The 24,702-nt window shown below is 46.1% G+C and carries 19 protein-coding genes and 1 pseudogene; 15 read left to right on the top strand and 5 right to left on the bottom strand.

Going from position 1 to position 24,702, the window contains the following annotated elements; genetic code table 11:
- The first annotated feature begins 29 nt into the window (after nt 1-29).
- The 12 genes and pseudogenes from R7P35_RS00545 (at nt 30) to R7P35_RS00490 (ending at nt 13,224) form a co-directional block, all read left to right on the top strand.
- Nucleotides 30-779 carry an HpcH/HpaI aldolase family protein gene (locus R7P35_RS00545; RefSeq protein ID WP_005374748.1) on the top strand — a complete coding sequence of 250 codons (750 nt, stop codon included), beginning with the start codon at nt 30-32 and terminating at the stop codon, nt 777-779.
- 150 nt (nt 780-929) lie between these two features.
- Nucleotides 930-1,886 (top strand): LacI family DNA-binding transcriptional regulator, encoded by a 957-nt coding sequence (locus tag R7P35_RS00540; protein WP_182016038.1) that lies wholly within the window; start codon nt 930-932, stop codon nt 1,884-1,886.
- A 267-nt stretch (nt 1,887-2,153) separates the two neighbouring features.
- Entirely contained in the window at nt 2,154-3,149 is a 996-nt protein-coding gene (locus R7P35_RS00535) for a TRAP transporter substrate-binding protein (protein ID WP_318091555.1), read from the top strand.
- Nucleotides 3,150-3,207: 58 nt separating this feature from the next.
- Nucleotides 3,208-3,771, top strand: coding sequence for a TRAP transporter small permease (locus R7P35_RS00530; protein WP_206957626.1), 564 nt, complete (start codon nt 3,208-3,210; stop codon nt 3,769-3,771).
- Nucleotides 3,768-5,048, top strand: coding sequence for a TRAP transporter large permease (locus R7P35_RS00525; protein ID WP_005383432.1), 1,281 nt, complete (start codon nt 3,768-3,770; stop codon nt 5,046-5,048). The genes R7P35_RS00530 and R7P35_RS00525 overlap by 4 nt, the downstream gene beginning before the upstream one ends.
- A gap of 513 nt (nt 5,049-5,561) precedes the next feature.
- Entirely contained in the window at nt 5,562-6,536 is a 975-nt protein-coding gene (locus tag R7P35_RS00520) for an ester cyclase (protein WP_064376319.1), read from the top strand.
- A 49-nt stretch (nt 6,537-6,585) separates the two neighbouring features.
- Nucleotides 6,586-7,581 (top strand): ester cyclase, encoded by a 996-nt coding sequence (locus R7P35_RS00515; RefSeq protein WP_017634491.1) that lies wholly within the window; start codon nt 6,586-6,588, stop codon nt 7,579-7,581.
- Nucleotides 7,574-9,265: pseudogene (locus tag R7P35_RS00510) on the top strand (sodium:solute symporter family transporter); the annotation flags it as partial. The gene R7P35_RS00515 and the pseudogene R7P35_RS00510, both read left to right, overlap by 8 nt.
- Nucleotides 9,266-9,523: 258 nt before the next feature.
- Entirely contained in the window at nt 9,524-10,531 is a 1,008-nt protein-coding gene (locus R7P35_RS00505; RefSeq protein WP_005374731.1) for a LacI family DNA-binding transcriptional regulator, read from the top strand.
- A gap of 145 nt (nt 10,532-10,676) precedes the next feature.
- The gene (locus R7P35_RS00500; protein ID WP_025768668.1) at nt 10,677-11,321 is read left to right on the top strand and encodes a recombinase family protein; all 645 of its coding nucleotides are present in this window, start codon (nt 10,677-10,679) and stop codon (nt 11,319-11,321) included.
- The gene (locus R7P35_RS00495; protein ID WP_025768669.1) at nt 11,318-12,502 is read left to right on the top strand and encodes a multidrug effflux MFS transporter; all 1,185 of its coding nucleotides are present in this window, start codon (nt 11,318-11,320) and stop codon (nt 12,500-12,502) included. Before R7P35_RS00500 ends, R7P35_RS00495 begins: the two co-directional genes overlap by 4 nt.
- Before the next feature lie 77 nt (nt 12,503-12,579).
- Nucleotides 12,580-13,224 (top strand): START domain-containing protein, encoded by a 645-nt coding sequence (locus R7P35_RS00490; protein WP_025768670.1) that lies wholly within the window; start codon nt 12,580-12,582, stop codon nt 13,222-13,224.
- 81 nt (nt 13,225-13,305) lie between these two features.
- On the opposite strand, the gene R7P35_RS00485 is transcribed toward R7P35_RS00490, so the two are convergent.
- Nucleotides 13,306-15,060, bottom strand: a complete 1,755-nt coding sequence (locus R7P35_RS00485) for a hypothetical protein (protein WP_080276972.1) — start codon at nt 15,058-15,060, stop codon at nt 13,306-13,308.
- Between the two features lie 427 nt (nt 15,061-15,487).
- Here R7P35_RS00485 and R7P35_RS00480 point away from each other — a divergent pair, with 427 nt between their 5' ends.
- Nucleotides 15,488-16,441, top strand: coding sequence for a M23 family metallopeptidase (locus R7P35_RS00480; RefSeq protein WP_005374721.1), 954 nt, complete (start codon nt 15,488-15,490; stop codon nt 16,439-16,441).
- A complete protein-coding gene (locus R7P35_RS00475; RefSeq protein WP_080276973.1) occupies nt 16,345-16,797 on the top strand; it encodes a bactofilin family protein in 453 nt (150 codons plus the stop codon). Before R7P35_RS00480 ends, R7P35_RS00475 begins: the two co-directional genes overlap by 97 nt.
- 85 nt (nt 16,798-16,882) lie before the next feature.
- On the opposite strand, the gene R7P35_RS00470 is transcribed toward R7P35_RS00475, so the two are convergent.
- Nucleotides 16,883-19,633, bottom strand: a complete 2,751-nt coding sequence (locus R7P35_RS00470) for a M16 family metallopeptidase (RefSeq protein ID WP_025768673.1) — start codon at nt 19,631-19,633, stop codon at nt 16,883-16,885.
- Between the two features lie 364 nt (nt 19,634-19,997).
- Here R7P35_RS00470 and R7P35_RS00465 point away from each other — a divergent pair, with 364 nt between their 5' ends.
- Entirely contained in the window at nt 19,998-21,884 is a 1,887-nt protein-coding gene (locus R7P35_RS00465; protein WP_025768674.1) for a methyl-accepting chemotaxis protein, read from the top strand.
- A gap of 117 nt (nt 21,885-22,001) precedes the next feature.
- On the opposite strand, the gene fecE is transcribed toward R7P35_RS00465, so the two are convergent.
- From fecE to R7P35_RS00450, 3 genes are read right to left on the bottom strand one after another with little or no spacing between them, the layout of a single operon-like run.
- Nucleotides 22,002-22,766, bottom strand: coding sequence for a Fe(3+) dicitrate ABC transporter ATP-binding protein FecE (gene fecE / locus R7P35_RS00460; RefSeq protein ID WP_005383457.1), 765 nt, complete (start codon nt 22,764-22,766; stop codon nt 22,002-22,004).
- Nucleotides 22,767-22,768: 2 nt separating this feature from the next.
- Entirely contained in the window at nt 22,769-23,740 is a 972-nt protein-coding gene (locus R7P35_RS00455; RefSeq protein WP_005383459.1) for a FecCD family ABC transporter permease, read from the bottom strand.
- Entirely contained in the window at nt 23,737-24,696 is a 960-nt protein-coding gene (locus tag R7P35_RS00450) for a FecCD family ABC transporter permease (RefSeq protein ID WP_373920918.1), read from the bottom strand. The genes R7P35_RS00455 and R7P35_RS00450 overlap by 4 nt, the downstream gene beginning before the upstream one ends.
- Nucleotides 24,697-24,702 lie beyond the last annotated feature (6 nt).

Below are 24,702 nucleotides of genomic sequence, written 5' to 3'. Positions count from 1 at the left end.
TTTTGCATACCTTTGCAAAGGAGAGAATTATGAGCAATTTTAAGCAACGTCTGACTAAAGAAACGCTATTAGGTACATTTGTTAAAACCCCTCATCCTCACATTATCGAGGTATTGGCACTGGCAGAGTTGCCTTTTGTGGTACTGGATGCAGAGCACGCACCTTTCGATCGTTCCTCGCTTGATCTGTGCATCATGGCGGCCAGAGCGAATGACCTCGCGTGCGTGGTACGAGTACAAGACAGCGCTCCTTCAACCATTTTGAACGCGCTTGACTGTGGCGCGGCGGGTGTACAAATTCCCCATGTTTGTACTGCTGAGCAAGCGACGCAACTGGCGAAAATCTGCCATTACGGCGAAGGTGGCCGAGGGTATGCTGGTTCCAGTCGAGCAGCGCAATACGCCACTAAGCCCATGGTTGAACACTTAAAAGACAGCCGTGCGAATACGATTGTCATTGCACAAATTGAAGACCCTCAAGGGGTTGAAAATGTTGAAGCGATTGCCAATGTTGAAGGAATTGATGCGCTCTTCATTGGCCAAGTTGATCTCACTGTCGCTTATGGTGCTGATAGCGTTCATGATGAGAAAGTCGCACAAGCAAGTATGCGAGTAATCGAAGCGGCCAGAGCCGCCAATAAACCTGTTGGCATGTTTGTCGCGACGGCTCAACAAGCTCGGGAATGGCGTGAACTCGGCGTTAGCTTCTTTTGTGTTGGCTCTGAACACAAAATGATCATTGATGGCTTCAAGCAAGAGAGAAATGTGATGAATTCTTGAGTTTTCTCTGATATTTACGCCTTATCAATGTAATGCTCTAGACACAGAAATCCCCTAGCCCATACACTCAGCACGTATGAGCAGGTTCAATGGCCTTAAATAAGGAGTATCACCATTAAAGCGAAAGTAACTTCGATCGACGTCGCGAAGATGCTCGGCGTCTCTCAATCGACGGTATCTAGAGCATTCAGCCCGACTGCGAGTATTAGCGAGAAGAAACGCAAAATGGTGATGGATGCCGCAGCTAAGCTCGGATACACACCGAATGCCATCGCCCGAGGTCTGATTTCGAATCGTTCAGGCTTAGTGGCGATTGCGTTAGATAGCGAATCAAACCCAATGTACGACATGCAATCTCGTGCTTTGGCTGTCGAAATTCAAAAGCGAGGCGGACAAGTTGTGCTTTGCCCTATCGACAAGGACGACCTCGATCTCGCCATTTCACGCGCCATTGAATACCAAGTGGACGGACTCGTTATCGCCACCAGCCGTTTAACTTCACGCGCGTTTGCCCAATGCGAAAAGTTTGGCGTTCACTTAAGCTTGATCAACCGCTACGCCGAAGGCATTAATGCCAACAGCTCTGGTATTGATAACCGCTTGGCGGGCCAACAAGCAGCCGAGTATTTAACGCAGAAAGGCGCAAAACAGTGTGCTTACATCAGTGGCGATGCTGGCTCCATGACCAGTGAAGAGCGTTGGCTGGGTTTCTCTTCAAAATTGCAAGAACTCGGCTCCCCGTCACCAACCTTTATCCAAGCCAAGTACAGCTTTGAAGCAGGCTTAAAAGCGGCGAAAGCGATCTTGTCGCATACCAGTAAACCCGATGCAATTTTTTGTGCAAACGACATCCTCGCCATGGGTGTGATGGATGGCTTGCGACAAGCCGGAGCAAAGATCCCCCAAGACTTCTCTGTGATGGGTGTAGATAACATTCCGATGTCTGCATGGCCGAGCTATGATTTGACCACCATTGCTCAACCAGTCGACAAAATTGTTAAACGAGCGGTTGAAGACTTGATGAATCGAATCAACGGCAACCTGGATGCAACTGGCGAATACCTTTTCGAGCAAGGCACCTTGATCGAACGTAGTAGCACCATTTAATAAATCCATTTTTATTCATTCTTCATAAACAAAATGTCTTACTTTCAAGTAAGGCATTTTCTGTGATCGCGATTAAATTTTCACCAATCGTTATTTAATTCCTCATCAATTCATCAATTTTGTTATTGACTTGTTACTTTAATGTTTTATTTTGGATTCGTATGCAAAATGGATATGAATTGCTCAACTAATTTATAAAAACATAAAAAGTTGTGTGACTTGCCGACGAATGCCCATGGCAGGTCATACCAGAAACAAGGAAGAACGATGAAGAAAGCAATCCTTACTTCACTTACCGCACTGGGGCTTGCATTTATCAGCATGAATACGTTTGCAAACAGTGTTATTCGTCTTGCTCATGACAGTCAAGAAACCTCTCCCGTACACAAAGCAATGCTCTATTTCGAACAAGAAGTGGAAGCTCGCTCAAACGGTGAGATAGAAGTTGAAATCTATCCGGCAAGACAACTAGGCGATGTGCGTGAGACGACTGAACTCGTACAGCAAGGCAACTTACAAATGACGTTTGGTGCGTCAGTTTTACTCTCTCCCTACGTCCCAGAGTTTAACGTGCTCGACGTGTTCTACCTTTTTGATAGCGAAGAGCAAGCACACAAAGCGCTCGACAGTGAGAAGATCGGACAACCATTGTTGAATGCTATGGAATCAAAAGGCTTTCATGGACTTGGCTTTATGGAGGTCGGCTTTCGTAGCGTGACCAACAACAAACAGCCAATTGATAGTATTGAGGACCTGAAAGGGCTAAAGATTCGCTCGGCATCTAACCCCACTCAAATAAGCGCGTGGAAATCTATTGGTACTGCGCCAACACCTCTGTCTTGGGGAGAAATTTTTACCTCGCTCCAACAAGGTCTGATTAACGCTCAAGAAAGCGGCATCTATTCAATTTATGCCGAACGCTTTTATGAAGCGCAGAAATACCTCTCTTTGACTAACCACATTTACACTAACTACGTGCTGTTCATGAACAAATCGTTTTGGGATTCACTTCCTGCAGAGCAACAGGCGCTGATCAGTGAAGTAAGCAAAGAAACCATCGCAAAACAGCGTGAGCTCGCCGCGCAGCAAAACCAAGAAGTAATCAAAGAGCTCGAAGCAAAAGGCATGACGGTTAACATCGTCCCAGACGAGGTACGCAGCATCATGAAAGAGAAAATGAATGCGGCCGTGTACCAGGACTTGCGCAGTAAAACGGGTAAAGACTTGTTTGACAACGTGATGGCCGAGATAGAACGCCTATAACTCCCACTCTTTTGCACGATCTGGCAACAGGTCGTGCTTTCTCGTTTTGGAGGTGAACATGAAGTGGTTTCGCTTACTAGACAAATACCTAGAACCAACCCTTATCGTTATCGCGATCTCAACGATGACAACTTTACTGTGCTTGCAAATCGCCCTACGCCTGTTCGATGCAACGATCGCGTGGGCTGAAGAGCTGGCTCGTTATTTATTCGTATGGGCGATGTACCTGAGCATCAGCTACTGTATCCGAGATGATCGACACATCCGCATTCGTGTGTTCATCGATAAACTTCCGGGCAATTGGACGCAATTCAGTTTGATTGTCTCTGATCTTATCTACCTTGCCTTTAGTGCAACTGTCGCCTGGTTTGGATTTAAGGTTATAAACCGCAGCCTGCAACTCGGTCAGATTGCACCCGCAATGGAAATTCCTATTGCGTGTTTGTATGCCTCTGTTTTAGTTTGCGCACTATTAAGCTGCGTGCGCCTAGTGACAAGCATTTATCAACGTGTGAACGCGTGCTCCACCAGCAATGAACGAGTTCGCTTTTCTCGCCAACGCTATCGCCATATCAAAGCAAAGTATCGTACTTCTAACCGACTATTGGAGTTTAACGCATGACGTCTGCACTTTTGTTTGGCAGCTTTGGTCTGCTTCTGCTCATTGGCGTTCCGGTCGGTATTGCTCTGGCGGCAGCCAGTATGGTCGCGATACTCAGTCTGCCGTTTCTTAACATTGAGTTTTTAGTCCAAGGAATGGTAACAGGGCTCGACTCTTTCCCTCTCCTCGCCGTCGTTCTATTTACCTTGGCAGGTAACCTTATGAGCCAAGGAGGGATCTCAAAACGATTATTACACGTGGCGGAGGTCTTCTTTGGCCACTTTACTGGTGGGCTTGGCATCGTCGCCATTGTGGCGTGCATGTTCTTCGCTTCCATCTCTGGTACAGGGTCTGCCACCGTTGCCGCTATCGGCCTGACGATGATTCCCTCTATGGTGAAGAAAGGCTACGACCGCAGCTTTGCCGGTGCCTTGATCGCCTCTTCCGGCGGGATTGGCGTCATTATTCCACCCTCTGTGGTGATGATCGTCTACGCGATCACAGCTGAAGTCTCGGTCACCAAGATGTTCATGGCGGGCATCATTCCTGGCTTGGTCGTCGGTATGGTATTGATCGGCTACTGTCTAATTGTCTCAAAAATGCGGGGCTACACAGGTAACGAGCGCAAAGCGACCTGGGCAGAGCGTCTTGATGCGCTAAAAGAAGCCAGTTGGGCAATGCTACTACCCGTGATCATTCTCGGCGGTATCTATTCCGGTATCTTCACACCTACCGAATCAGCCGCCATTGGTGTGCTCTATGGCTTATTCTTTGGCATGTTTGTTTATAAAGAGCTCAAACCAGCGCAAGTGGTGAAAATCATTCTAGAGTCGTCACTGTTAGTTGGCGCTGTGCTCGTCATTGTGGGTGCGTCCGTGACGTTTGGCCGCATATTGACCCTAGAACGTCTACCGACCGAGATCGCTCAGTTCATTCTATCGATTACCGAAAACAAACTGCTGATACTGCTTTGCATCAATGTTCTGTTGTTGCTTGTCGGTACCTTCATGGAAACGCTGGCGGCCATTGTTATTCTCACACCAATTCTGCTACCCATTACGTCAGCACTCGGCATGGACCCCGTTCATTTTGGTATCGTGATGATCGTGAACTTGGCCATTGGCTTTGTTACGCCTCCTTTAGGTGCCAACTTGTTTATGGCAAGTCAGGTAGGCAAAGTACCGATAGAGTCGCTCTCTAAAGCCATTATGGGCTGGATTGGGGCAATGATAGTGGCCTTGATGTTGATTACCTTCATCCCTGCCATCTCGCTATCGTTACCTGCGCTTTTATCCTGATCGTTGCACTCATAGAGCGCTTATGACTGTTATAGCCACTAGATAAACACCTTTCTAGTGGCTTATTCGTTATTTACTTCCGATTTAATAAAAAAGCCTTTAAGCATTCGTATGCAAAAGGAAAATTTGAAAGATATAAGGATAATTGACACCAAAATAGCTGAATATTAGCGATAAAGTCTATTTGGGTGCCTTGATCTGCATGATTATCAGTTTTGGCTTAATCATTTGTTTCCATTCAAACAGATAAAAATAAATTAAGCGATTAAAAAACAATAAGATATTAGGAAATTCATACAAAAAACTTTGACCTCCTTTCTTATTAACACGTCTCGATAAGAGATAGCTTCCATCTCTCCTGTACTTTTTTAGTTTGTTTTCCGCTCAATTGTTAAAAGTCTGATCATCAGCACGCTATTTAAACAATCAAAAAACAATCCGTTGACAAAATGGCAACATGATATATTTTGAATACGTAATCAAAACATAATTATTCAATTACGGAGGTGATTTATGGCCATGGTTGGCTTCGATGAAAAGTGGCGTGATTTTCCCGACTACATTCTTGGTATCACAAAAGAGATTTGGGAAGACCGAGGTTTAAACACCTTAGAACACTACTACTCTCCCGACATTGTTGTGCGTACTCCACTCTCTATCGTTCAAGGAAACGAAGGGGTGATCAGTGCAACAATGGCGACACTGGCCGAGTTTCCCGATCGCACGCTATATGGCGAAGACGTCATTTGGTCAGGCACCCCGGAACAAGGCATGCTTTCTTCTCATCGAATCATCTCTACTGCAACACACAGTGGCAACGGCTTCTACGGGCAAGCCTCGAACCGCAAACTTCGTTTCCGTATTATCGCAGATTGCCACGCTATCAATAACCAAATCAATGACGAATGGTTGGTTCGCGATCAAGCCGATATCGCGAACCAACTGGGCATGACGTCAGAAGAGTTTGCACGCCAACAAATCGAATTTGAAGGTGGCGTGGAATCAAGCCCATTTCCGTTCACACCTGAAGTCGACATTCCTGGACCTTATTTGGGCGTAGGCAACGACAACGAATATGGTCATCGATATGAAGCAATTCTCAGAAGCCTTATGAATGCCGAGTTCTCAATAGTACCGAAAGAGTACGACCGCGCTTGCATCGGCGAATACACTGGCGGTCAAACTGCCCTATCACACTCGGAAGTCGATCATTTTTGGATGGCACTTCGTGCGTCTTTCCCAAATGCTCAATTTACCGTTCACCATCGTATTGGCCGAGATGACGACATGATGTCACCACGCGCGGCAATTCGATGGTCTTTGCACGGTAAGCATGAGGGATATGGGATGTTTGGTAAGCCTTCAGGAAAAGAGGTTTACATCATGGGGATCAGCCACGCTGAGTTTGGCCCTTGGGGTCTTCGTCGCGAATTCACTTTGTTTGACGAGACCGCAATCTGGAAGCAAATCCTGCTTCAGCAAGGCTAACGGCTGACTAAACACTATTTATTAAAATCACGGACAGTAAGGAAGCAACATGTCACTCAACATCATCGAACAGTTCTACCAGAACTACTTCAAAGCCGCAGACATCGAGCAAAAACAGGCCGCTCTGCAAACTTTGAACCCTGACGTAAAATGGTGCGTGGCGCACCCTGTGAACGATCTTAATGGCCCAGATGCAACCCACGAATCTTTCCTCTCACCACTTGTTAATGCTTTGCCTGACGCCGAGCGCCGACCAATAATTGTTATGCACGGCGAATACGAAGGCCGCACTTGGTACAACTCTACCGGCTACTTTATCGGTACATTTGAACAACCACTGTTTGGCATCCCAGCAACAGGGAAAACACTCTACTTGCGTTACACCGAAATGGTGTGTGTGGAGAACGACCAAATCACCGAATCTTACATGATCCCAGACTTCATCGACGCGATGAATCAAGCAGGCTGCAACCCTCTTCGTAAAAGCTTAGGTCACGATGGCTTGGTTCCTTCTCCTGCAACTTCTAACGGTATTCAACAATCTGTTGTGTCTTTGGAAGAAAGTGAAAAGAGCGCCCAGCTGGTTGAAGATATGCTGTCTTGCTTGGGTCGTTTTGATGGCAAAGATCTTTTCTCGATGGATTTAGAAAACTACTGGCACAATGACTTTATGTGGTACGGCCCTGCTGGTATTGGTACTACGCGCGGTATCAAAGGTTTCCGTAACCACCATCAAGCGCCATTTGTGTTTGCCTTCCCTGACCGAAGTGTCGATATTGAGGTCAATTTTTTGGCCAAAAATGACTACGTATCCACAGGTGGTTGGCCACATATGCATGGTACTCACACTGGTCACAGTGGCTGGCTCGGTCTCGCCCCGACAGGAAAACACATCGAACTTCGCGTTATGGACATTTGGCGACGCGAAGGCGATTTACTGAAAGAAAACTGGGTGGCGATCGACATCGTTCATATCCTGCTGCAACTTGGCTATGACGTGTTTGCACAAATGAAAGAACAGTTAGAAGGACCTAATTATGCATGAGTTTGGCGCACTTAACTGGAGCATCCTTGGGGGATACATAGCCCTAACGCTAGTATTGGGTGCGGTGATTGGTAAGCGAGTAACTTCAGCTAGCCAATTCGCTTTGGGTGATAAGAGCATCCCTTGGTGGGCGATCGGTATTTCTGTCGTTTGTACTTACGTGAGTGCCATGTCTTTCCTTGGTGGGCCAGCTTGGTCTTACAAAGAAGGCCTGTCGGTTATCGCGATTCACCTCAATTATCCGCTGGTGATCTTCTTCATCGTGGCTGTGTTTATGCCGTTTTTCTACAACAACGGTTTAACCTCTATCTACGAGTATCAAGAACGACGCTTCGGCAAGGCTTCACGACTGACTTTGTCGTTTATCTTCCTTATCAAACAAGCATTGAGCTCGGCAGCCGTACTCTACGCGACAGCAATGATTTTGGAGTTCATTACTGGTATCGACGTGATGTACTGCATCATGATCGTCACTGCAATTGCCCTTATCTACACCGTAATGGGCGGTATCGCGGCTGTCATTTGGACCGATGTGATTCAAGCAGTAATCTTATTTATTGGCGCATTCATCATCATTGAAGCCGTTTGGAATGGCATGCCTGCTCCAATGACGGAGGTCATGGCAGAACTCAAAGCGAAAGGAATGACCGATGCCCTACAAACAAGTTTTGACCTAAGCCAAGTAACGACTGTATGGGCCGGCGTTATCGCAATGACGATGTTCCACACCACCGTGTATGGCGGTAACCAGATGATGGTACAACGTTGTATGGCCGCGAAAAACATGGGCGATGCGAAAAAGGCAATGTTGATGATGGGCTACGTGGCCTTCTTTATTTACTTTGTCTTTATCTTGCTTGGCGTCCTATTCAACGCTTATTACGACGGTAAAGAGTTTGAAAACGGCAACACCATCATTCTTCATTATGCGAGTGAATATGGAATGCCAGGCTTGATGGGCATCATTGCCGCTGCGATTCTGGCGGCAAGTATGTCGAGTCTCGATTCCGCATTTAACTCAATGGCGACCGTTTCTGTGGCTGACTTTTACAAACGCTTCTACAAGCAAAACGAGTCGGAAGAGCATTACTTAAAGGTATCGCGTTTCTTCACGGTGGCGTGGGCGATTTTGGTCATCATTCCAGCGATCATGTTTGCCACCAGCACAGGCTCGGTACTGGAAGTGCTGAGTAAGGCAGGCTCTTACTTTGTCGGTGCGAGCTTCTGTATGTTCGTCCTTGGTTTCTACTCAAAACACATTACGGAAAAAGGCTTGTTAATTGGCGTTGCTGCTAGCTTCTTGGTGATTTGGTATGTAGCCGTTGCGACCGATATTGCGTGGCCTTGGTATTGCGTGATTGGAGTCCTTGTGAATGCCGTTGTCGCTTACATTGCTAGCCTTCTCCTGACGGGTAAACAAGATGAAATGCATCTTTACACAGTGAAAGGCCAGCAAGCGGAATATGCTCGTCTAAATAAACCAATCAAGGAAGATGGTTGGTATGTCGTTCCCGGCAAAATCGATGCTCCATGTTATGGCTTACTAGTGATGTTTGTATTCTCGATCGTGATGCTTTGGGGGATCAACGCGTTTACCGACAACGCTCCTATGCTGATTAACTTTATGCGTGGCTGCTCTATTCTTGTCGCTACCGCTTGCATCGGATACATGGGGTATTCACTCCTCGCCCAAAACGTAAAGTTGCAGTCAAACAAGCAAATTAATGTTCTTTACGCAGATACTGTACGTCCAACAAACGGACAGTATCTACGCTCTAGATCTAGTGCTAGCTCAAAGCAAACCAAATGGGTTAACCCACATTTTGCTTTTTAACACTCCAAAGCCATTATTCTACTTAGGATACCCCGTCAGAACATTTATGAATACGTACCTATTTATGCTAGTCTTATGACCTCAATTACTGGCAACTAAGTTTTATTCATGAAATCAATTAAACACGTAGTCACATCAAAAGATGTGGCAAAGATGGCAGGCGTCTCTCAATCTACTGTATCGCGCGTGTTTGTTCCGGGTAGCTCAGTATCCGAAAAGACCAAGCAAAAAGTCTTTGAAGCGGCTAAAGCCCTTAACTACCGCCCTAACGCCTTTGCACGTAGCCTGACCACAAACGAATCGAAATTGATAGGTTTGGTGTTTCCTGATGCGGATTACCCTATCCATATGAAAACACTGCAATTAATTTCCAGTGAGTTACAGAAAAAAGGTTATTCTGCCGTATTGATTCCATGGCAAGTGGATGAAGAAGAGGGCCACTCAATCCCAAATATCTTCCAGTATCGCGTCGATGGTGTCATTGCTGCTTCCGCAACCTTCAATAAGTCCCTTTATGAAGAATGTGAAGAGTTTAATATCCCAATTGTTCAATACGCACGAGTTGTTGAAGGTACTAGGAGTAGCTACGTTATCAGTGACAACTACGAAGCAGGCCAACAAGCTGCGCAACTTCTGCACAAAAGTGGCGTGAAGAACGCGGTTTATTTGACGGGAGAAGTGCCAACCTTTACGAATGACGAACGTCAAAGCGGCTTCTGCTCTGAATTTGAAGACCTAACCGGCAAGACGCCACGCATCATTGAAGCCAGCTATGACTACGCGAGCTCACTTGATAAAGTCCGTGCCATACTGGCAGACAAAAATCGGCCTGAAGCGGTGTTCTGTGCAACCGATAACCTTGCGATGGCGGTCATGGATATCGCCCGTATAGAATGCGGGTTGAGCATTCCTCAGGACTTACAAGTCATTGGCTTTGATAATATTCCTCAGACAGAATGGTTAAGCTATCAATTAACCACATTCCGCCAGGATTTCCGTCGCCTCGCTCGCGAGTGCGTGAAGATCATTGTTGATCAAATTAATACGAAAAACGGCAGCCTAGTAAAAATGATGGTGCCAGTGAAGTTAATCGAGCGACAGACAACAAAAGCTTAAATAGCTATAGCCAGCCATTCGGTTGGCTTTTTATTTGCCCCTGACTCCCAAACGGCTCATTTAGTGTTGTAAGAATTAATGAACCCATGTATATTTATGAGCCATTACACTATATGAACCAAAAGAAAAGGGGCTCATAATCCTTATGACCACGTATCTTTACACTCGTTATTCGCCAAAAAATCGAGCTTACCAAGAGCACCTTAATACTCTAAAAGCTTTTGCGCCCGAAGCTCAGCATTTTGAGGATAAGGTTCGTGGTTGCATGCCTCCAACCGAGAGAGAGGCATTCTTACAACTGCTCGATTCCGTCAGAACTGGGGATACGATTGTGCTCTGGTGGCTGACCGCATTTGGTCGCGACTTTAGTCAAGCATTGAACACAATAAAAATGCTACTCGATAAAGGGGTAACATTGAAAACCGTATGTGAATCACTAACTTTTGAGCCAGGTTCTGTTCAAACTCAAACACTACTCACAGTGTTATCTGGATATGGGAAAGTGCAGACTGAACATCGCCTGTTTGCCGCAGAGCAAGGGCGACAGGCCATTAAAGAGCAGCCAGAATTATGGAAACAGAAGTTTCGCGGCCGCCCCGCAAACAAAACCAAACACCAACAGATCGCAACGTTACTGCTAGAAGGCTACACATTGCAAAACGTGGCAGAGCAATGCGAAGTCAGTCTATCGACTGTGAAGCGGGTCAAAGCAAAGCTAAATGAAGTGGATGACGAAGGTGGCTTAAGATCACGACGCCAAAAAAGTTGTTTGAATGGAGACCCGTCATGAGTCGCCCAATCAACTTTCATACTATACTACTCGCCTGTCTTATTATTAGCGTTGGCCAGTTGAGCATGGGGCTAGTCATGCCCTCTTTGCCATGGATAGCAAAAGACTTTTCCATCTCCCTCGACCAAGCTCAACTACTTGTGAGTATTTATTTGCTCGGCTTTGGCCCCTCTCAATTTATCTACGGGCCAGTGTCAGATGCTTTAGGACGAAAAAGAGTATTACTTACCGGTTTACTCATCGCGATGTCTGGTCTGCTGATGATTATTTTCTTCAGTGACACATTTACAGGGATGGTGATGGGGCGCTTTTTACAAGGGTTAGGTACAGGATGCTGCGCGGTACTCGCGAGAGCGTCGACTCGAGATAGATTTAGCGGGGATGAACTCCCAGTGGCAATGTCTTACATCGCCATGGCGGCTTCAATCACGCCACTTATTGCACCTGTGATTGGCGGCTTTATCAACTTCCACTTCGGTTGGAGTATGGTGTTTATTTCTCTATTGGGCTATGTCTCGCTGGCCTGGGTAATCATCGCCTTTAAGTTCACAGAAACCATCACAAAACGTTCTGTCATTCCGTCACCCCGAAAAATGTTGCTCCAATACAAGAGCTTAATTACATCTCGTTACTTTATGAGTTTCGCCAGTATCAGTTGGTTAAACTTCAGCTTAATGATTACGACAGTCTCTGTGATGCCATTTATCATGCAAGATCAAATTGGCATGACCTCCGCTCAATACGCGATGTGGGCGCTCATTCCCGCTTTGGGTATGTTATGTGGTACCACGATTTGTAACCGAGTAAGGCCAATTATTGGCAATAAAAAAATGCTGCTTTGCACCCCATTTCTTCACCTCGCTGCCGCAATATGGTTATTTTTCTGCCCTGTTGAGCCTCTATTTCTGATGCTAGGACAGCTATTAATGATCTTGGGTAATGGTATTGCCCTACCTTGTGCACAAGCGATGGTAATGCAACCTTATAAAAAGCAAGCAGGTGCCGCAGCGGCAATGTCTGGTGGTGGACAAATGGTCGTCTCCTCATTGGTCAGCTTAACTCTGGTGCAGCTTGGATTGAGTCAAGCATGGCATCTAGCGATCGTTATCGTAATATTTGCATCGCTTACCTTCACCAACATTCAACGTGGCTTCAGTGCAGAGCAACCTTCAGAACAATAACAAAAAACATACTATTGTCCTTATAGCTACAACAAATAGTATAAACTTAAATTTAGGAAAAGTTGGCGGATACTAACATGATGTTGCATTTAAGAATTGGCGCCTTAACACTCGCCACATTGATATCCGCTGGTACTGACGCGAGCGCCAACGAGAACTGGCAGTTCGAGAGTGACAAGAATGGAATCACAATTTACTCCCGAGAACATAGTGACGGTTTAGTTGAGATCCGTGCCCGGATGTTCACACCCACCAGCTATGGTGCATTTTTAACGCTACTAGAAGACAGTGACAATATCCCGAACTGGATTGACAATACCAGTCATAGCCGGGTTTTAAATCAAATATCGGCCACCGAGAACATCGTTTACACCCAGTTTAAAGCACCATGGCCTGCCAAAAATCGGGATATGGTCACCTACTCAAAGTACTGGGTCGATGAGCTGGGATTCACCATAGAAATCAAAAGCGCACCTGACTCATATCTTGCTGAACAAAATGGTTATGTTCGAATTCGCTCGGTTGATGCGACTTGGGAATTACAAAAACTCACAAACGATACAACACTCGTGGAATACAAGGCGTTTGCTGACCCCGGAGGTCTATTGCCAAACTGGCTGATCAACAAACTTTCAAAAGAAAGTGCATGGGCGACATTTAGTAATTTAAGAAAAGAGTTACCTGAATATCAGCAATACTCTCATCCTCAAATAGATAAGTAAGCGTCGCTCTTCCCACTCGCTTTTTAATACGGTACATAATAACAAAAGGCGGCTTCAAGCCGCCTTTTTCTACTCAATGTGTTACTGCAGTGCAACCGTTACAGGTTTAGTTGCACCACGGTAATCAAACTCAAAACCAATACCTTGGTCTGTCACGTCCATCGTCATACCACCAACAAGCTCGCCTTGCAAGCTTTTGACAACATCATCCGGAACCGGCTCCCCTGTGATTGACGACGCACTCTCCAACACTTCCAAAATACGCTCTGAATCAAAATCAAAGCTGAACAAGCCATTTGGAGAAAGTGATTGCGCCATCACTTCTTTGCTTGCTTCCGCAGCACTATCACCACTGTAAAGGGTGAAATGGTTTTCGTTTAGACGAGCAAACACGTCCACCTTCATGCCAGTATGCATTTCTAATAGGTCACTGACATTAACAGGTTGGTTATCCGGTTGAATTTGCAATTGAGCAAGTTCAGGAACGAACATTTGCGCAGTTTGAATAAGCATCATTGGATCATTGGCAGAAAGAGACAACATACCATCTAGCTGGCTAAATACTTCACCATGCTGAGCATTAGTATCTACTTTGATATCAAACATTTGTAGGCTTAAGCCTTTGAGGCCGTTAACCATGCCTGACCCCATGCTTACAGCGGCTGCTGGATTCTGGCCGCCCATCTCTTGCTGCATTTGTGTCAATAAAGAGCATTGGTATTGAGGCTGGGTCAAGTCAGCCCAAATCTGACCAATCGATGGCGCTAGCGTATTAATGTCTAAACCAAGCGCCATACTAAAGAAACTCTTATCACTTTTAGACTCAGCCAATACACCACGAATCGACTTGAGCGCATCTAGAATCACTTTATTGTTGGACTCAACAACAAAAGAACCTTTAATGAACGCCTGATCGCCTTTCATCTTGTATTCTGCAAACGCGACGGACTGAGGCCAGTTTTCTGCAACTTGAGTAAGCTCAGTATGGCAGGCTGGTGAACGCATTTCCTCAATAGTTGGTTCAGGATCTATTGCATCCAACGTGCTAATTTGACGAGCAAACATATTGCCATCTTTCGTCGTCAAACCTTTAATCACTTCGCGATGATCAAAGTAACCAAAAGAGTTGTTGTTTTCACCGTATTTGGCTTGCAACGCCTCAAGACGTCCACTCTCAGCAATATTTTGACTTGGTGCTTCAAGCCCTAATGCCATTTTAATCGGGTTTTGAACGCCCAGTTGCGGAACATCAACCGTTAACGTAAGCACGTTATCAACCACGGCTACAACCAAGCCAATACCGTCCTGCGGGTCAATTGAATCAGTCATCTCGTAACGACGATACTCGACTTCACCAAGCTTAACCAACTCATGCTTAGCGCCGCTCATCTGCTCTTCATGATCCAGTGTTTTCCATAACGCGGCAGGGTCTTCAATATCCACTTTGTACACCGGTACCATACCAATTGTGTACAACACAGGATTAATGTTTTCCCCGGTGCCCAAATAAGCTTTTAATGTTTCTGGCGACGCAGCACTCTCTAGGTATCCATCGAATAAGTTAACTGCAAACTGCTGTTGTGGAGACAGTGGTTCATCGGCAAAAAGTTCTGCAATCGAGCCTTGATTCGCCGTACCGAATGCGTTCATGTATTTATAATGGTTAAAAGGTTCTGTCTGATACGTCACCATAAGTGAATCTGCAGGAACTTGCGTTAACAGTGAGCCTGCATCACTCGCGGTAGTATTGTTTTGGTACAGGTAGCCAGCGCCCCCTGCTGCTGCGACCACTGCTGTAGCCAATAGTAGTTTTTTCACGACCAACTCCGTTGTCATAGTTATGTGTTCCTAAACGAAATGTAACGCTTAGGTTTAAAGCCAATGAATAGTGCTTTATATCAACCGCTATCATAAACAAGTTATCGATGTAATGAATGTCGGTTTGATAAATTATCCAACATTTATAAGGCAAACCGTGAAGTAAGTTGAATTGCGTGCGGATGCTATTGGCAATATTCACAATCCAATTTCTCGGATAACCGCCTTAAAAATCATAATATTCAGTTAAATGAAGCGATTTGGAGTAATTACGACCAAAATCAGCAGAATATTAAATCTTTATTGAGTCTTTTATCTAATATCTGAAAACGCCTCACGACCTGACACTTCTTTCCAATTTGCCTCTGGCGGTCCCTACTCGTTTTCCTTACATTCCTACTAACTCAGTGACGAGACGTATACCAAATACGAGCAATAGAAGACGATGAAAGACCAGTTGACGATCTCTATATCAACTATCAATGGCTCAAGACATTGGTACTTCAGTAAAAGGATGCAACGCAACATAAAAACGTTTTTCGTTTTTTTTGTTGTTGCTCTGGCCGCGACCGTAATCTTAATTCATCACTTGTACACTCGCGTTGATAATGCAGCGTTAAAACAAGCTGAATTGACAGAGCATTCACGCACCATGGGTGAAGAGCTCAGCACACTGAAAACACTTAAATCAGAGCTAGAAAATGACCTTTCAGAACGGGAAGAACGGGTACAACTTGTTTCGGAACGTTTGGGTGAATTAGAGAAAGTGCTTGGGGTTGGAGAACATACCTCGACAAATAACTTGGATGCTAGGCTCGATGCAGCAGCGATAACCTCAAACGTTCGCATGGTGTTATTAAACCAAATACCAAGTGGCTCTCCAGTCGGCAACGTACGACTATCTTCCGGATTCGGTAAGCGTATCCATCCGGTGACAAAAGTTGCCAAGATGCATCGTGGGCTCGATTTTGCCGTAAATATCGGCACCAAAATTTATGCCCCTGCCGATGGGGTAGTGGAAGTCACCCGCCGCAGTAATAAAGGCTCTGGTAACTTCCTCAGGCTACAACATTCTTTCGGTTTTTCGAGTTCTTATTCGCACTTGAAAGCGTTCAAAGTAAAAAGTGGTCAGTTCGTCAAAAAAGGGCAGCTGATTGCAATTTCCGGCAACAGTGGGCTCTCTTCTGGCCCTCACCTGCATTACGAGGTGCGATTTGTTGGGCGAGCACTGAATCCGAAACCATTTGTCGATTGGAGCCTTAATGATTTCGAAGACATTTTTACTAAGGAGCGAAGAATACGATGGGAATCTTTAATCAAAACAGTGGAACAACGAGTAGCTCAGCAGCTTCAACTCTCATCGCCAAAGGCTGTTCTCTTAGCGGAGAACTCAAAGTAGAAAACGATGTCCAGATTGATGGCATCGTCGATGGTCAAATTAACGTGGAAGGCACTCTCGTTGTCGCAGAAAGCGGGCGAGTAAACGGTGAAATTTACGCTAAACAGCTGATCATTAACGGCATGATGGACGGAAACTGTCACGCAGAACACATTCAAGTGCTTGCCAAGGGACGCGTAAGCGGTAGGATCTGGAGCAATAACCTCAGCATTGAACCTGGTGGCAAATTCTTTGGTGAAGCAGCCGAATTACCTGAAAAGGAAGTGGTAACGTTAAAGGGTAAGGCTCAAGACAGTGCGATCACAAAAGAAAACAACACCAACAATGAAAAGCGACTTTCGCGTAAATCAGCATAAAAGCTTTGATTAAAGTGCTTAAAAAGACGGCTTTCACGCCGTCTTTTTATTACTATTGCCACGATTTTCGTCAGAAACTACGTGATTATTCGGCCGGATTTAAAACCATCACCGAGCGTTTTGCTTGTGGACCAAAAGCTGATTTTGCATGCGCTTTCACTTCATCTAACGTCACACTTTTAGCCACTTTCTCAACGTCAAGTAACACATCGACGCCGTAATCATGCACCAAATAACGAGTATATGCCCATGATCTCTGTGCTGGGTTATCATCCAATCCTTGCATCGCGACTGCCAGTTTTTTCGCGGCCGTATCCACTTCTTCTTGGGTAATATTTGACGCTAAATCATCAAACACTTTGCCCAGTTTACTCTCTAAAAGAGCCACGTCTTCGGGCTCGACTTGAGACTCCAAGAGCCAATCAGAGATGGGTTCGCGATCTTGTGTCATGGTGTAAATGCTCGGGCTGTAATCAAGGCTAGACTCTTCTCGCACAATATCCAAAACACGTGCATTACTAATACGTTGCAAAATATCTTCGATAACCGTGTCTCTTGCCGTACGTTGGTAATCGCTCGTATTAGTCAAACGCATTACATACAACGATGAAGGTTCATGCCCATCCGAAACCACAGTTCGTTCCGGCACTTCCGGGTTAAACGCAACGTGATAATCAATCGAACGACTCGGTTTCATTTCGATAGAGGCCACATATTTACGCAAAAGTGGTGTAATTTCTTCCGGCTCTACGTTTGCAACAATAACCATCTTAAAACCATCATTGGTTTTGAAAAGTTGCTCATGCACCGCTAGTATCTGCTCGGAAGTCACTTGTTCAACATCATCACTGGACACTATACGATGACGACTACCCGGCAAATAAGAATTGCCGTTTGCTTTTTGAATCAGTTTTCCCATCGGTGATTCAAAAAAAGCGCCGCTCTGCTGTTTAAACTCTTGCTTCGCTGCTGCCATCTGGCGCTCGTCGACTTTAATCTCCGTCGCTAGGTTGTATAGTCCATTCAAAGCATCAGTTAGGTGCGTATTTGGCGCCGTAATTTGTGCTCCGTGACTGGTCGCATCAAGCATCGCGCCAAGCGCAATGTTGTTTTTGCGTAAGTAGCTATCTAGCTCTGAACCAGAAAATGCCCCTAACCCACTGCGTATTGCCGTTGTTGCTGCGATTTCATAAGCGGCATACAACGTCGGATCAACAGCGGCTTTACCACCTTGGCTCGCATAGTAAATATACGCTCGACCACCCGCTTTAGTATCTTTTTGGAACCACACTTCGACACCGTTTGATAGCGTATAGACTTGAAAACCACCCGCTTCCTGACGCATGCTCGTGATGCTGCCTTCCTGGGTAGGCTTTAAGAATCCATCCACTTTGTCATACATCTCTAACGGTTTTTCGCCAGTTTGAAGATAGGCACTGTTTAGAGCGGCAAATACACCATTGAACTGTTCTGACGTTTCGCTTTTCCCCAAACCAATAAAAAAGCTTGGCTGCTGAGATAACAAAGCCGCCAATTGTGTGTTAATGCTCTCTAAATTCTCGTTGTTGATGAATTCTGCCAAACTCTGGGCATAATTCTCTTTTGATTGGCTGACACTGTCTTGTCCAATTTGAAAAACACGTGCTTCTGCGTAACTGTTTGGCTTACGCTGACTCCAATCTGAATCAATATTTGCAAGTTCACCTTGCCAATTTGACATAACGCTATCTAACTCGGATTGAGTCGCACCATAATCTCTCAACGACGCCAAGGTACGAATGAAAGTCTGGTGCATTTGTTCGCGGCGATCTGGTGCAAACGAAATCCCTGCCGACATCATACGCTGATAGTTAGAGTAATAGGGCTCTGCATAAGCGTATTGAAAAGGTTCAGCGGCATCACTGAGTACACGGATCAAACGCTGTTGAATGAGTTGTGTTGCGACTTCATCACGCCACACTTCATGTTGTTGCTCAATCGTCGTGCCGCCACTTAGACCACGCTCAATCACTAAATGAAGACTGGGTGATTCCATCGTGTTACTTGGCAAGATTCTGTTTTCGTTGTTCACTCGAATATCACGGCGCTTCTCTATTACCGTATCCGAGGTACTTTCCCAGTTCGAGAACTTGCTTTTGATAATCTTGGACAGTGAATCTACGTCGATATTACCAGTCACAATCAACTCGGCATTTTGTGGCTGGTACCATTTGTCGTAAAACGCCTTTAACTTACTCGAGGAAGCGTTTTGAATCGCTTCGCGAGTACCAATTGGGTCATGCTCACCATACATAGTGCCTTCAATCGAGGCTTGGTAAGCATGCATAGAAAAGGACTTATCATCCGGATTAGCACGTCGCCATTCCCCAAGAATCACCCCTTTTTCTTTCTCTACTTGCTCAGGAGCAAACTCAAGTCCGTTACCGATATCTCTCATCCACTTCAGGGCATCTTCTAGCTTCGTATTATTCGCAAGGTCAAGCTGGTAAGACGTTTGCTGATAACTGGTAAAAGCGTTGATATCAGCGCCAAAGCTACCACCAGATTGCTCGAAAAGTTTGACAACGTCGTTACCGGTAAAATGTTCACTACCATTAAACGCCATATGCTCAACAAAGTGAGCGTAACCCTTTTGAGAAGATGTTTCTTGGAATGAGCCGATATTCACCACCAAACGGACCGAGACTTCTTGGTCTTCTGTTGGATAAAGATGGTATTTCATACCGTTCGATAACTGGTCCACGTGCCAGTTGGCGTCAGGTTGAATCGGCGTCGACTGTTGTATCAGAGCACACCCTGACACTAATAACGCGGGGACTAACAATATACTGCGCATAACGATTGCCCATAACAATGATTAAGCTAATCAATATATATCCGGTGCTATAACCTTCACATTTTTAATGGATTATCAAATACGCAAATGTGATAAAGATCACCATTTATTGAAATGAATTCTCATTTACAAAAATCGACAAATCCTTACTTTACAAATACATAAATAATATCGTCCCAAATCCTTTTGCTTATTTGATGTAAAACTCAAATTCGCGACATGGAGTCAGTATTTATTTTGAGCAATAAAATATAATTATTGAACAGATTCGAATCTGACTTTCTGCTGCATATTCAACAGCGCTGAGAGCACTGATGAGAATAAAAACACAACAACTATTATTCAAAGATCTATTATTCGCTTTATGTTCAAAAATCTATCATTAAAAAACAAACTGGCAATCTCTGCCAGTGCCGCCATCATTCTAGGGGGAGTGCTGGTAGAGGGGCTGTCTTTTCGAGATTCATTAAATAGGCTCGATGTCGAAGTCGCACAGCGACTAGAAAGCACTAGCGCATCTTACAATCAATACGTAAAGGACTGGCTACTCTCTAAAGAGCGCGCACTAACGTCACTCTCTTCTGATTCAGAGAAACGTTCTCTGGTTACGCATTTGAAACAAGTCCGAGACTCTGGCGCGTTCGATAACGTTTTCCTCGCTTACCCGGACGGGTCACAAGACAACGCTAATGGGGTGGTTTTGCCACCAGGTAATAACGATCCTCGTAAGTGGGGTTGGTATACCAATGCAATCGCCAACCCATCGAAAGTCTTTATGGATAACCCAACCGTCGCAGCAGCCACGGGGGCTAACGTCGTGTCGCTCGGTAAAGCCCTGCAATTGCATGGTCAAACCGTCGTTCTGGGTGCTGACGTAGAGATCGGTGATATCCTGAACAGCCTGAACCAAGTGATCCTACCGGGTGAAGGTTATATGTTTATTGCCAATGAACAGGGCAATATTTTCACTCATAACAACGGTAAACTGCTGAATCAACCGGTTAGCAAGCTAGGCCTCAACAACAACGACATTACGTCTGCCGCACGTTCAGGTACAGAGCGTCGCGTCTCTATTAACGGCACCGAATATGTGATTTACGCGCGCCACATAGAGGGTACCAAGCTCACAACAGTGACGGTGTTAGATCAAAACTCGTTGGTTGCCCCACTCTACGATGCTGTTTGGGATCAGATCATCGCAACCACCATCGTCGTCGTTATCTGCGTAGCTTTGTTTAATCTGCTATGTAACATCTTGTTCCGTCCGCTCTACAACGTTTCGAATGCGCTTGCACAAATCGCAAACGGTAGCGGCGACCTAACTCAACGCATCAAAGTAGAAAACCGTGACGAAGTTGGTGAGCTGGCTGAAAACTTCAACCAGTTCGTTGAAAGTTTGCAGCAACTTATTGGTCACATTCGTCACCAAGCGGAAGAACTGAGCCAACAATCGGAGCTGAGCACGAATCGCGCGAATCAATCGGTTTCCGATCTGAACCATCAGCAACAAGAAATCACGATGGTGGCGACCGCTGTGACTGAAATGGCATCGGCAACGCAAGAGATTGCAGCACATGCAGAGCAGACGGCTAAAGCCGCTCAAGACTCTTCAGCGAGCACACAAAATGGTCATGAGTTAGTGATCAACTCCAAGTCATCCATCAACAATTTGTCTTCTGAAGTCAACCAAGCGAGCGTTGTCATCGGCGAGCTCAACCAGCACGCGCAAGACATCTCAACCGTACTATCAACGATTCGAGACATCGCAGAACAAACCAACTTACTGGCTCTGAATGCGGCGATTGAAGCGGCGCGTGCAGGTGAACAAGGTCGCGGTTTTGCCGTTGTTGCAGACGAGGTTCGCGTGCTATCACAACGCACACACACCTCAACCGAAGAGATTCGCTCGACGATCGAGACTTTGCAGCAAACCACACAACGCGCCGTGACCATCATGGATACAAGCTCTCAGCTCGCGCAAGGTTCGGTGGAAGATGCAGATCGCGCAGCACTGGCTCTGGATGAAATCAACGCGGCCGTTGCGCTGATCAGCGATATGGCAACGCAAATTGCGACAGCCGCCGAAGAGCAAACGCACGTAACCAATGAAATCACGCAAAACGTCACGTCCATTAAAGATGTGACCGATCACTTGGTAGTTGGTGCCGAAGAATCGATGAATCAATCTGCTGAGCTGAAATCGCAAGCTGAGGATCTCAACTCGAAAGTGGCAACGTTTAAACTGGCTTAAACGCCACATTAAGGACGCTCTTAAAAACAACAAACCCCGCTAGCGACTTTGTTACTAGCGGGGTTTGTTTTTATGGATCGACGTTTTTATTGCAGATAGCTTTCGAAAGACGTAAACCTACACCGCCACACACATCGGCGTGCCTGAGATTGGGTCGTTAAATACTCTCGCTTGTAAATCAAACACCGATGCCAACATACCTTCTGTCAGTACCTCTTGCGGTGTTCCCTGCGTGACTAACTGACCTTTTTCCAACACCACCAAATGATCGCAGTAACGGCACGCTTGGTTTAGATCGTGCAGCACTACGACCACTGTTTTGCCTTTGTCGTTCATCTGCCTCATGAGTTTCATCAGCTCAACTTGGTGAGAGAGATCCAAGTAAGTGGTTGGCTCATCAAGCATCACTACGTCGGTATCTTGCGCCATTACCATCGCAATCCACGCCCTTTGCCTTTGACCGCCAGACAGCGATTCAACTGGCTTGTCAGCAAACTCAATCACGCCAGTATCTTGCATTGCTTGCTCGACTAAGGTCTTGTCTTGTTGACTTAACCGGCCCCAATGAGAGAGATAAGGCGAGCGGCCATATTCGACCAGTTTTCTGACTGTAATACCTTCAGGACTGACAAGAATCTGCGGCAGCAAAGACAACGAACGCGCCAAGCGTTTATCACCGTAGTTGCTTAGAGGTTTGTCGTCATACAATACTTGGCCAGAAGCGGGTTTATTGATGCGTACCAAGGTTTTTAATAGTGTCGATTTACCGCAACCATTTGGGCCAACAAGCGCGGTAATTTTACCTTGAGGAATCGACAAAGAGAGATCTGGAATGATGGTCTGTTTGCCGTACGCGACGGATAAGTTCTGCGTTCGTAACATGCTTACCAACCTCTATAACGATACAAAAGAAAAATGAAATATGGTGCGCCAATAACAGATGTTAGCACTCCCGCTGGTAGCTCAATTGGTGGCTGTAAGCCTCTCGCTAAACCATCGGCGCAAATCACCAACAAAGCGCCAAGGGTTGCAGCGGCTGGAATCAACAACTTGTGGTTGTGGCCAAACAGCAAACGCGCAAGATGCGGCGCAAGCAGGCCAACAAAGCTGATCGTGCCTGCCACAGACACACTGATACTCGCCAATAGCACGGCAGCAATCAACGCAAGAATTTGGATCTGTCTTGGTTTCGTGCCAAGTGTAGTGGCGCTTTCTTCTCCCAGTCCCATAACATCTAGCCGCCAAGCCAGCCAAAACGCCAATGGTAGTAGCAGCAATAGAGCACTCCAAATAAACGGCACTTGTTGCCAATTTCGTCCCCACAAACTGCCGGTTAGCCATACCATCGCCGTGTTGATTTCGATAGGGTGCACAATCAGAAGAAAATCGATACCGCTGGCTAAAAATGCGCTGACAGCAACACCAATCAGCGCCAAACGTGCTGGTGTTGGTTTCGACCAGTAAGCCAGCACAGCAATAAAGCCAGCAGCAAGCAAGCCTCCCGCCATGGCGACCATCGGCAACATTGCCACTGGCGCATTCGGATACAGCACCAAACAAGCGGTAGCGGCCAGTCCTGCTCCGGCGCTTATCCCCATTAAATCTGGTGAGGCAAGTGGATTACGGATGACGCCTTGAACTAAAACGCCTGACAGCCCCAACCCAGCGCCCACGCCAATGGCGAGCAACATTCTCGGTAATCGATATTGGTGAATCACAAAGTCCGAGTCAGAGAAAGAAAACAGCAATGCAAAAACCTGTTGAGCCGACATGTTCGCCGCGCCAACAAACAGCGTGAGAGAAGACGCAATCAGCAACAATCCAACTAATGCAAACAGTTTGGTTTGATTCATCATGATGATTTCCTCATTGCAATCGCGATAAAGCAAGGTGTGCCCAACAGCGCGGTAATCACGCCCACTGGCGTTTCAGCCGGAAAAGCAATCGCTCGTGATAAAGCATCTGACCACGTCACCAATGCCGCGCCACACAAGGCGGAAACCGGAATGAGAATGTGATAGTTGTGACCAACAATCGGGCGTACCAAGTGCGGCACTAACAACCCGACAAAGCCAATTGGCCCAGCAATCGCTACGCTAGTTCCTGCCAACAGCACAACCGCTAAACCACTGATAAATCGCGTAAGACGAATGTTACCACCTAGCCCAACAGCAACTTCGTCCCCCAACGCGAGTAAATTTAAGTTTCGCGCTAAGCCCATGGCGAGCACCAAACCTAAAGTCGCAAAAGGCCACAGTTGCTGCCACTGTTCAGAATCTACCGCGGAGAGTGAACCCGTTAACCAATGCAACACGCTGTAAGCCATGTCATCCGCCAAAATTACCGACGCACGAGTTAACCCTATCAGCAGTGCACTGATGGCAATGCCCGCTAGCACTAAACGCAATGGGTGAGAACGCGCGGAAAAAAAACCGCCCAACAACATGACCGCACCACCACTTAGTAGCGCGCCGAGTATTGCGTTGATGATTGGGTTCAATTGACTAAAGAATGGTACGCCGATGGACGCCAAGGCCATAAAACAAGCCGCACCAGCATTAATGCCGAGAATGGATGGCGACGCCAAAGGGTTACGAGTTAATCCTTGCATCAGCACTCCGGATACCGCAAGCGAAGCGCCAATTAATAACCCAGCATAGGCACGAGGCGCACGCAACGTCGCGAGGATTTGATGCAGCATATTGCCCTCATCAAACGCAAACCAATAGCTTGTCAGATCATTAACGCTCAAAGAAAAGTTGGACCAGCCAATCATTGAGGCTGCATAGCCTGAGAGCGTACACAACGCCATAGCACA

It is taken from the genome of Vibrio sp. Vb0304, assembly GCF_033338995.1.
GTDB classification, from domain to species: Bacteria; Pseudomonadota; Gammaproteobacteria; order Enterobacterales; family Vibrionaceae; genus Vibrio; species Vibrio alginolyticus.
Note: the sequence above shows the minus strand (reverse complement) of the source record. Positions and strands in the feature narration are given on the sequence as shown.

Excerpts from the sequence above, each read along its gene's own strand:
- R7P35_RS00450 (WP_373920918.1), bottom strand. The coding sequence starts at position 24,696 with ATGGCGTTGTGTACGCTCTCAGGCTATGCAGCCTCAATGATTGGCTGG.
- fecE (WP_005383457.1), bottom strand. The coding sequence starts at position 22,766 with ATGTTACGAACGCAGAACTTATCCGTCGCGTACGGCAAACAGACCATC.
- R7P35_RS00475 (WP_080276973.1), top strand. The coding sequence starts at position 16,345 with ATGGGAATCTTTAATCAAAACAGTGGAACAACGAGTAGCTCAGCAGCT.
- R7P35_RS00535 (WP_318091555.1), top strand. The coding sequence starts at position 2,154 with ATGAAGAAAGCAATCCTTACTTCACTTACCGCACTGGGGCTTGCATTT.
- R7P35_RS00540 (WP_182016038.1), top strand. The coding sequence starts at position 930 with ATGCTCGGCGTCTCTCAATCGACGGTATCTAGAGCATTCAGCCCGACT.
- R7P35_RS00470 (WP_025768673.1), bottom strand. The coding sequence starts at position 19,633 with ATGCGCAGTATATTGTTAGTCCCCGCGTTATTAGTGTCAGGGTGTGCT.
- R7P35_RS00495 (WP_025768669.1), top strand. The coding sequence starts at position 11,318 with ATGAGTCGCCCAATCAACTTTCATACTATACTACTCGCCTGTCTTATT.
- R7P35_RS00530 (WP_206957626.1), top strand. The coding sequence starts at position 3,208 with ATGAAGTGGTTTCGCTTACTAGACAAATACCTAGAACCAACCCTTATC.
- R7P35_RS00465 (WP_025768674.1), top strand. The coding sequence starts at position 19,998 with ATGTTCAAAAATCTATCATTAAAAAACAAACTGGCAATCTCTGCCAGT.
- R7P35_RS00490 (WP_025768670.1), top strand. The coding sequence starts at position 12,580 with ATGATGTTGCATTTAAGAATTGGCGCCTTAACACTCGCCACATTGATA.
- R7P35_RS00545 (WP_005374748.1), top strand. The coding sequence starts at position 30 with ATGAGCAATTTTAAGCAACGTCTGACTAAAGAAACGCTATTAGGTACA.
- R7P35_RS00505 (WP_005374731.1), top strand. The coding sequence starts at position 9,524 with ATGAAATCAATTAAACACGTAGTCACATCAAAAGATGTGGCAAAGATG.
- R7P35_RS00480 (WP_005374721.1), top strand. The coding sequence starts at position 15,488 with ATGAAAGACCAGTTGACGATCTCTATATCAACTATCAATGGCTCAAGA.
- R7P35_RS00520 (WP_064376319.1), top strand. The coding sequence starts at position 5,562 with ATGGCCATGGTTGGCTTCGATGAAAAGTGGCGTGATTTTCCCGACTAC.
- R7P35_RS00500 (WP_025768668.1), top strand. The coding sequence starts at position 10,677 with ATGACCACGTATCTTTACACTCGTTATTCGCCAAAAAATCGAGCTTAC.
- R7P35_RS00455 (WP_005383459.1), bottom strand. The coding sequence starts at position 23,740 with ATGATGAATCAAACCAAACTGTTTGCATTAGTTGGATTGTTGCTGATT.
- R7P35_RS00515 (WP_017634491.1), top strand. The coding sequence starts at position 6,586 with ATGTCACTCAACATCATCGAACAGTTCTACCAGAACTACTTCAAAGCC.
- R7P35_RS00525 (WP_005383432.1), top strand. The coding sequence starts at position 3,768 with ATGACGTCTGCACTTTTGTTTGGCAGCTTTGGTCTGCTTCTGCTCATT.
- R7P35_RS00485 (WP_080276972.1), bottom strand. The coding sequence starts at position 15,060 with ATGACAACGGAGTTGGTCGTGAAAAAACTACTATTGGCTACAGCAGTG.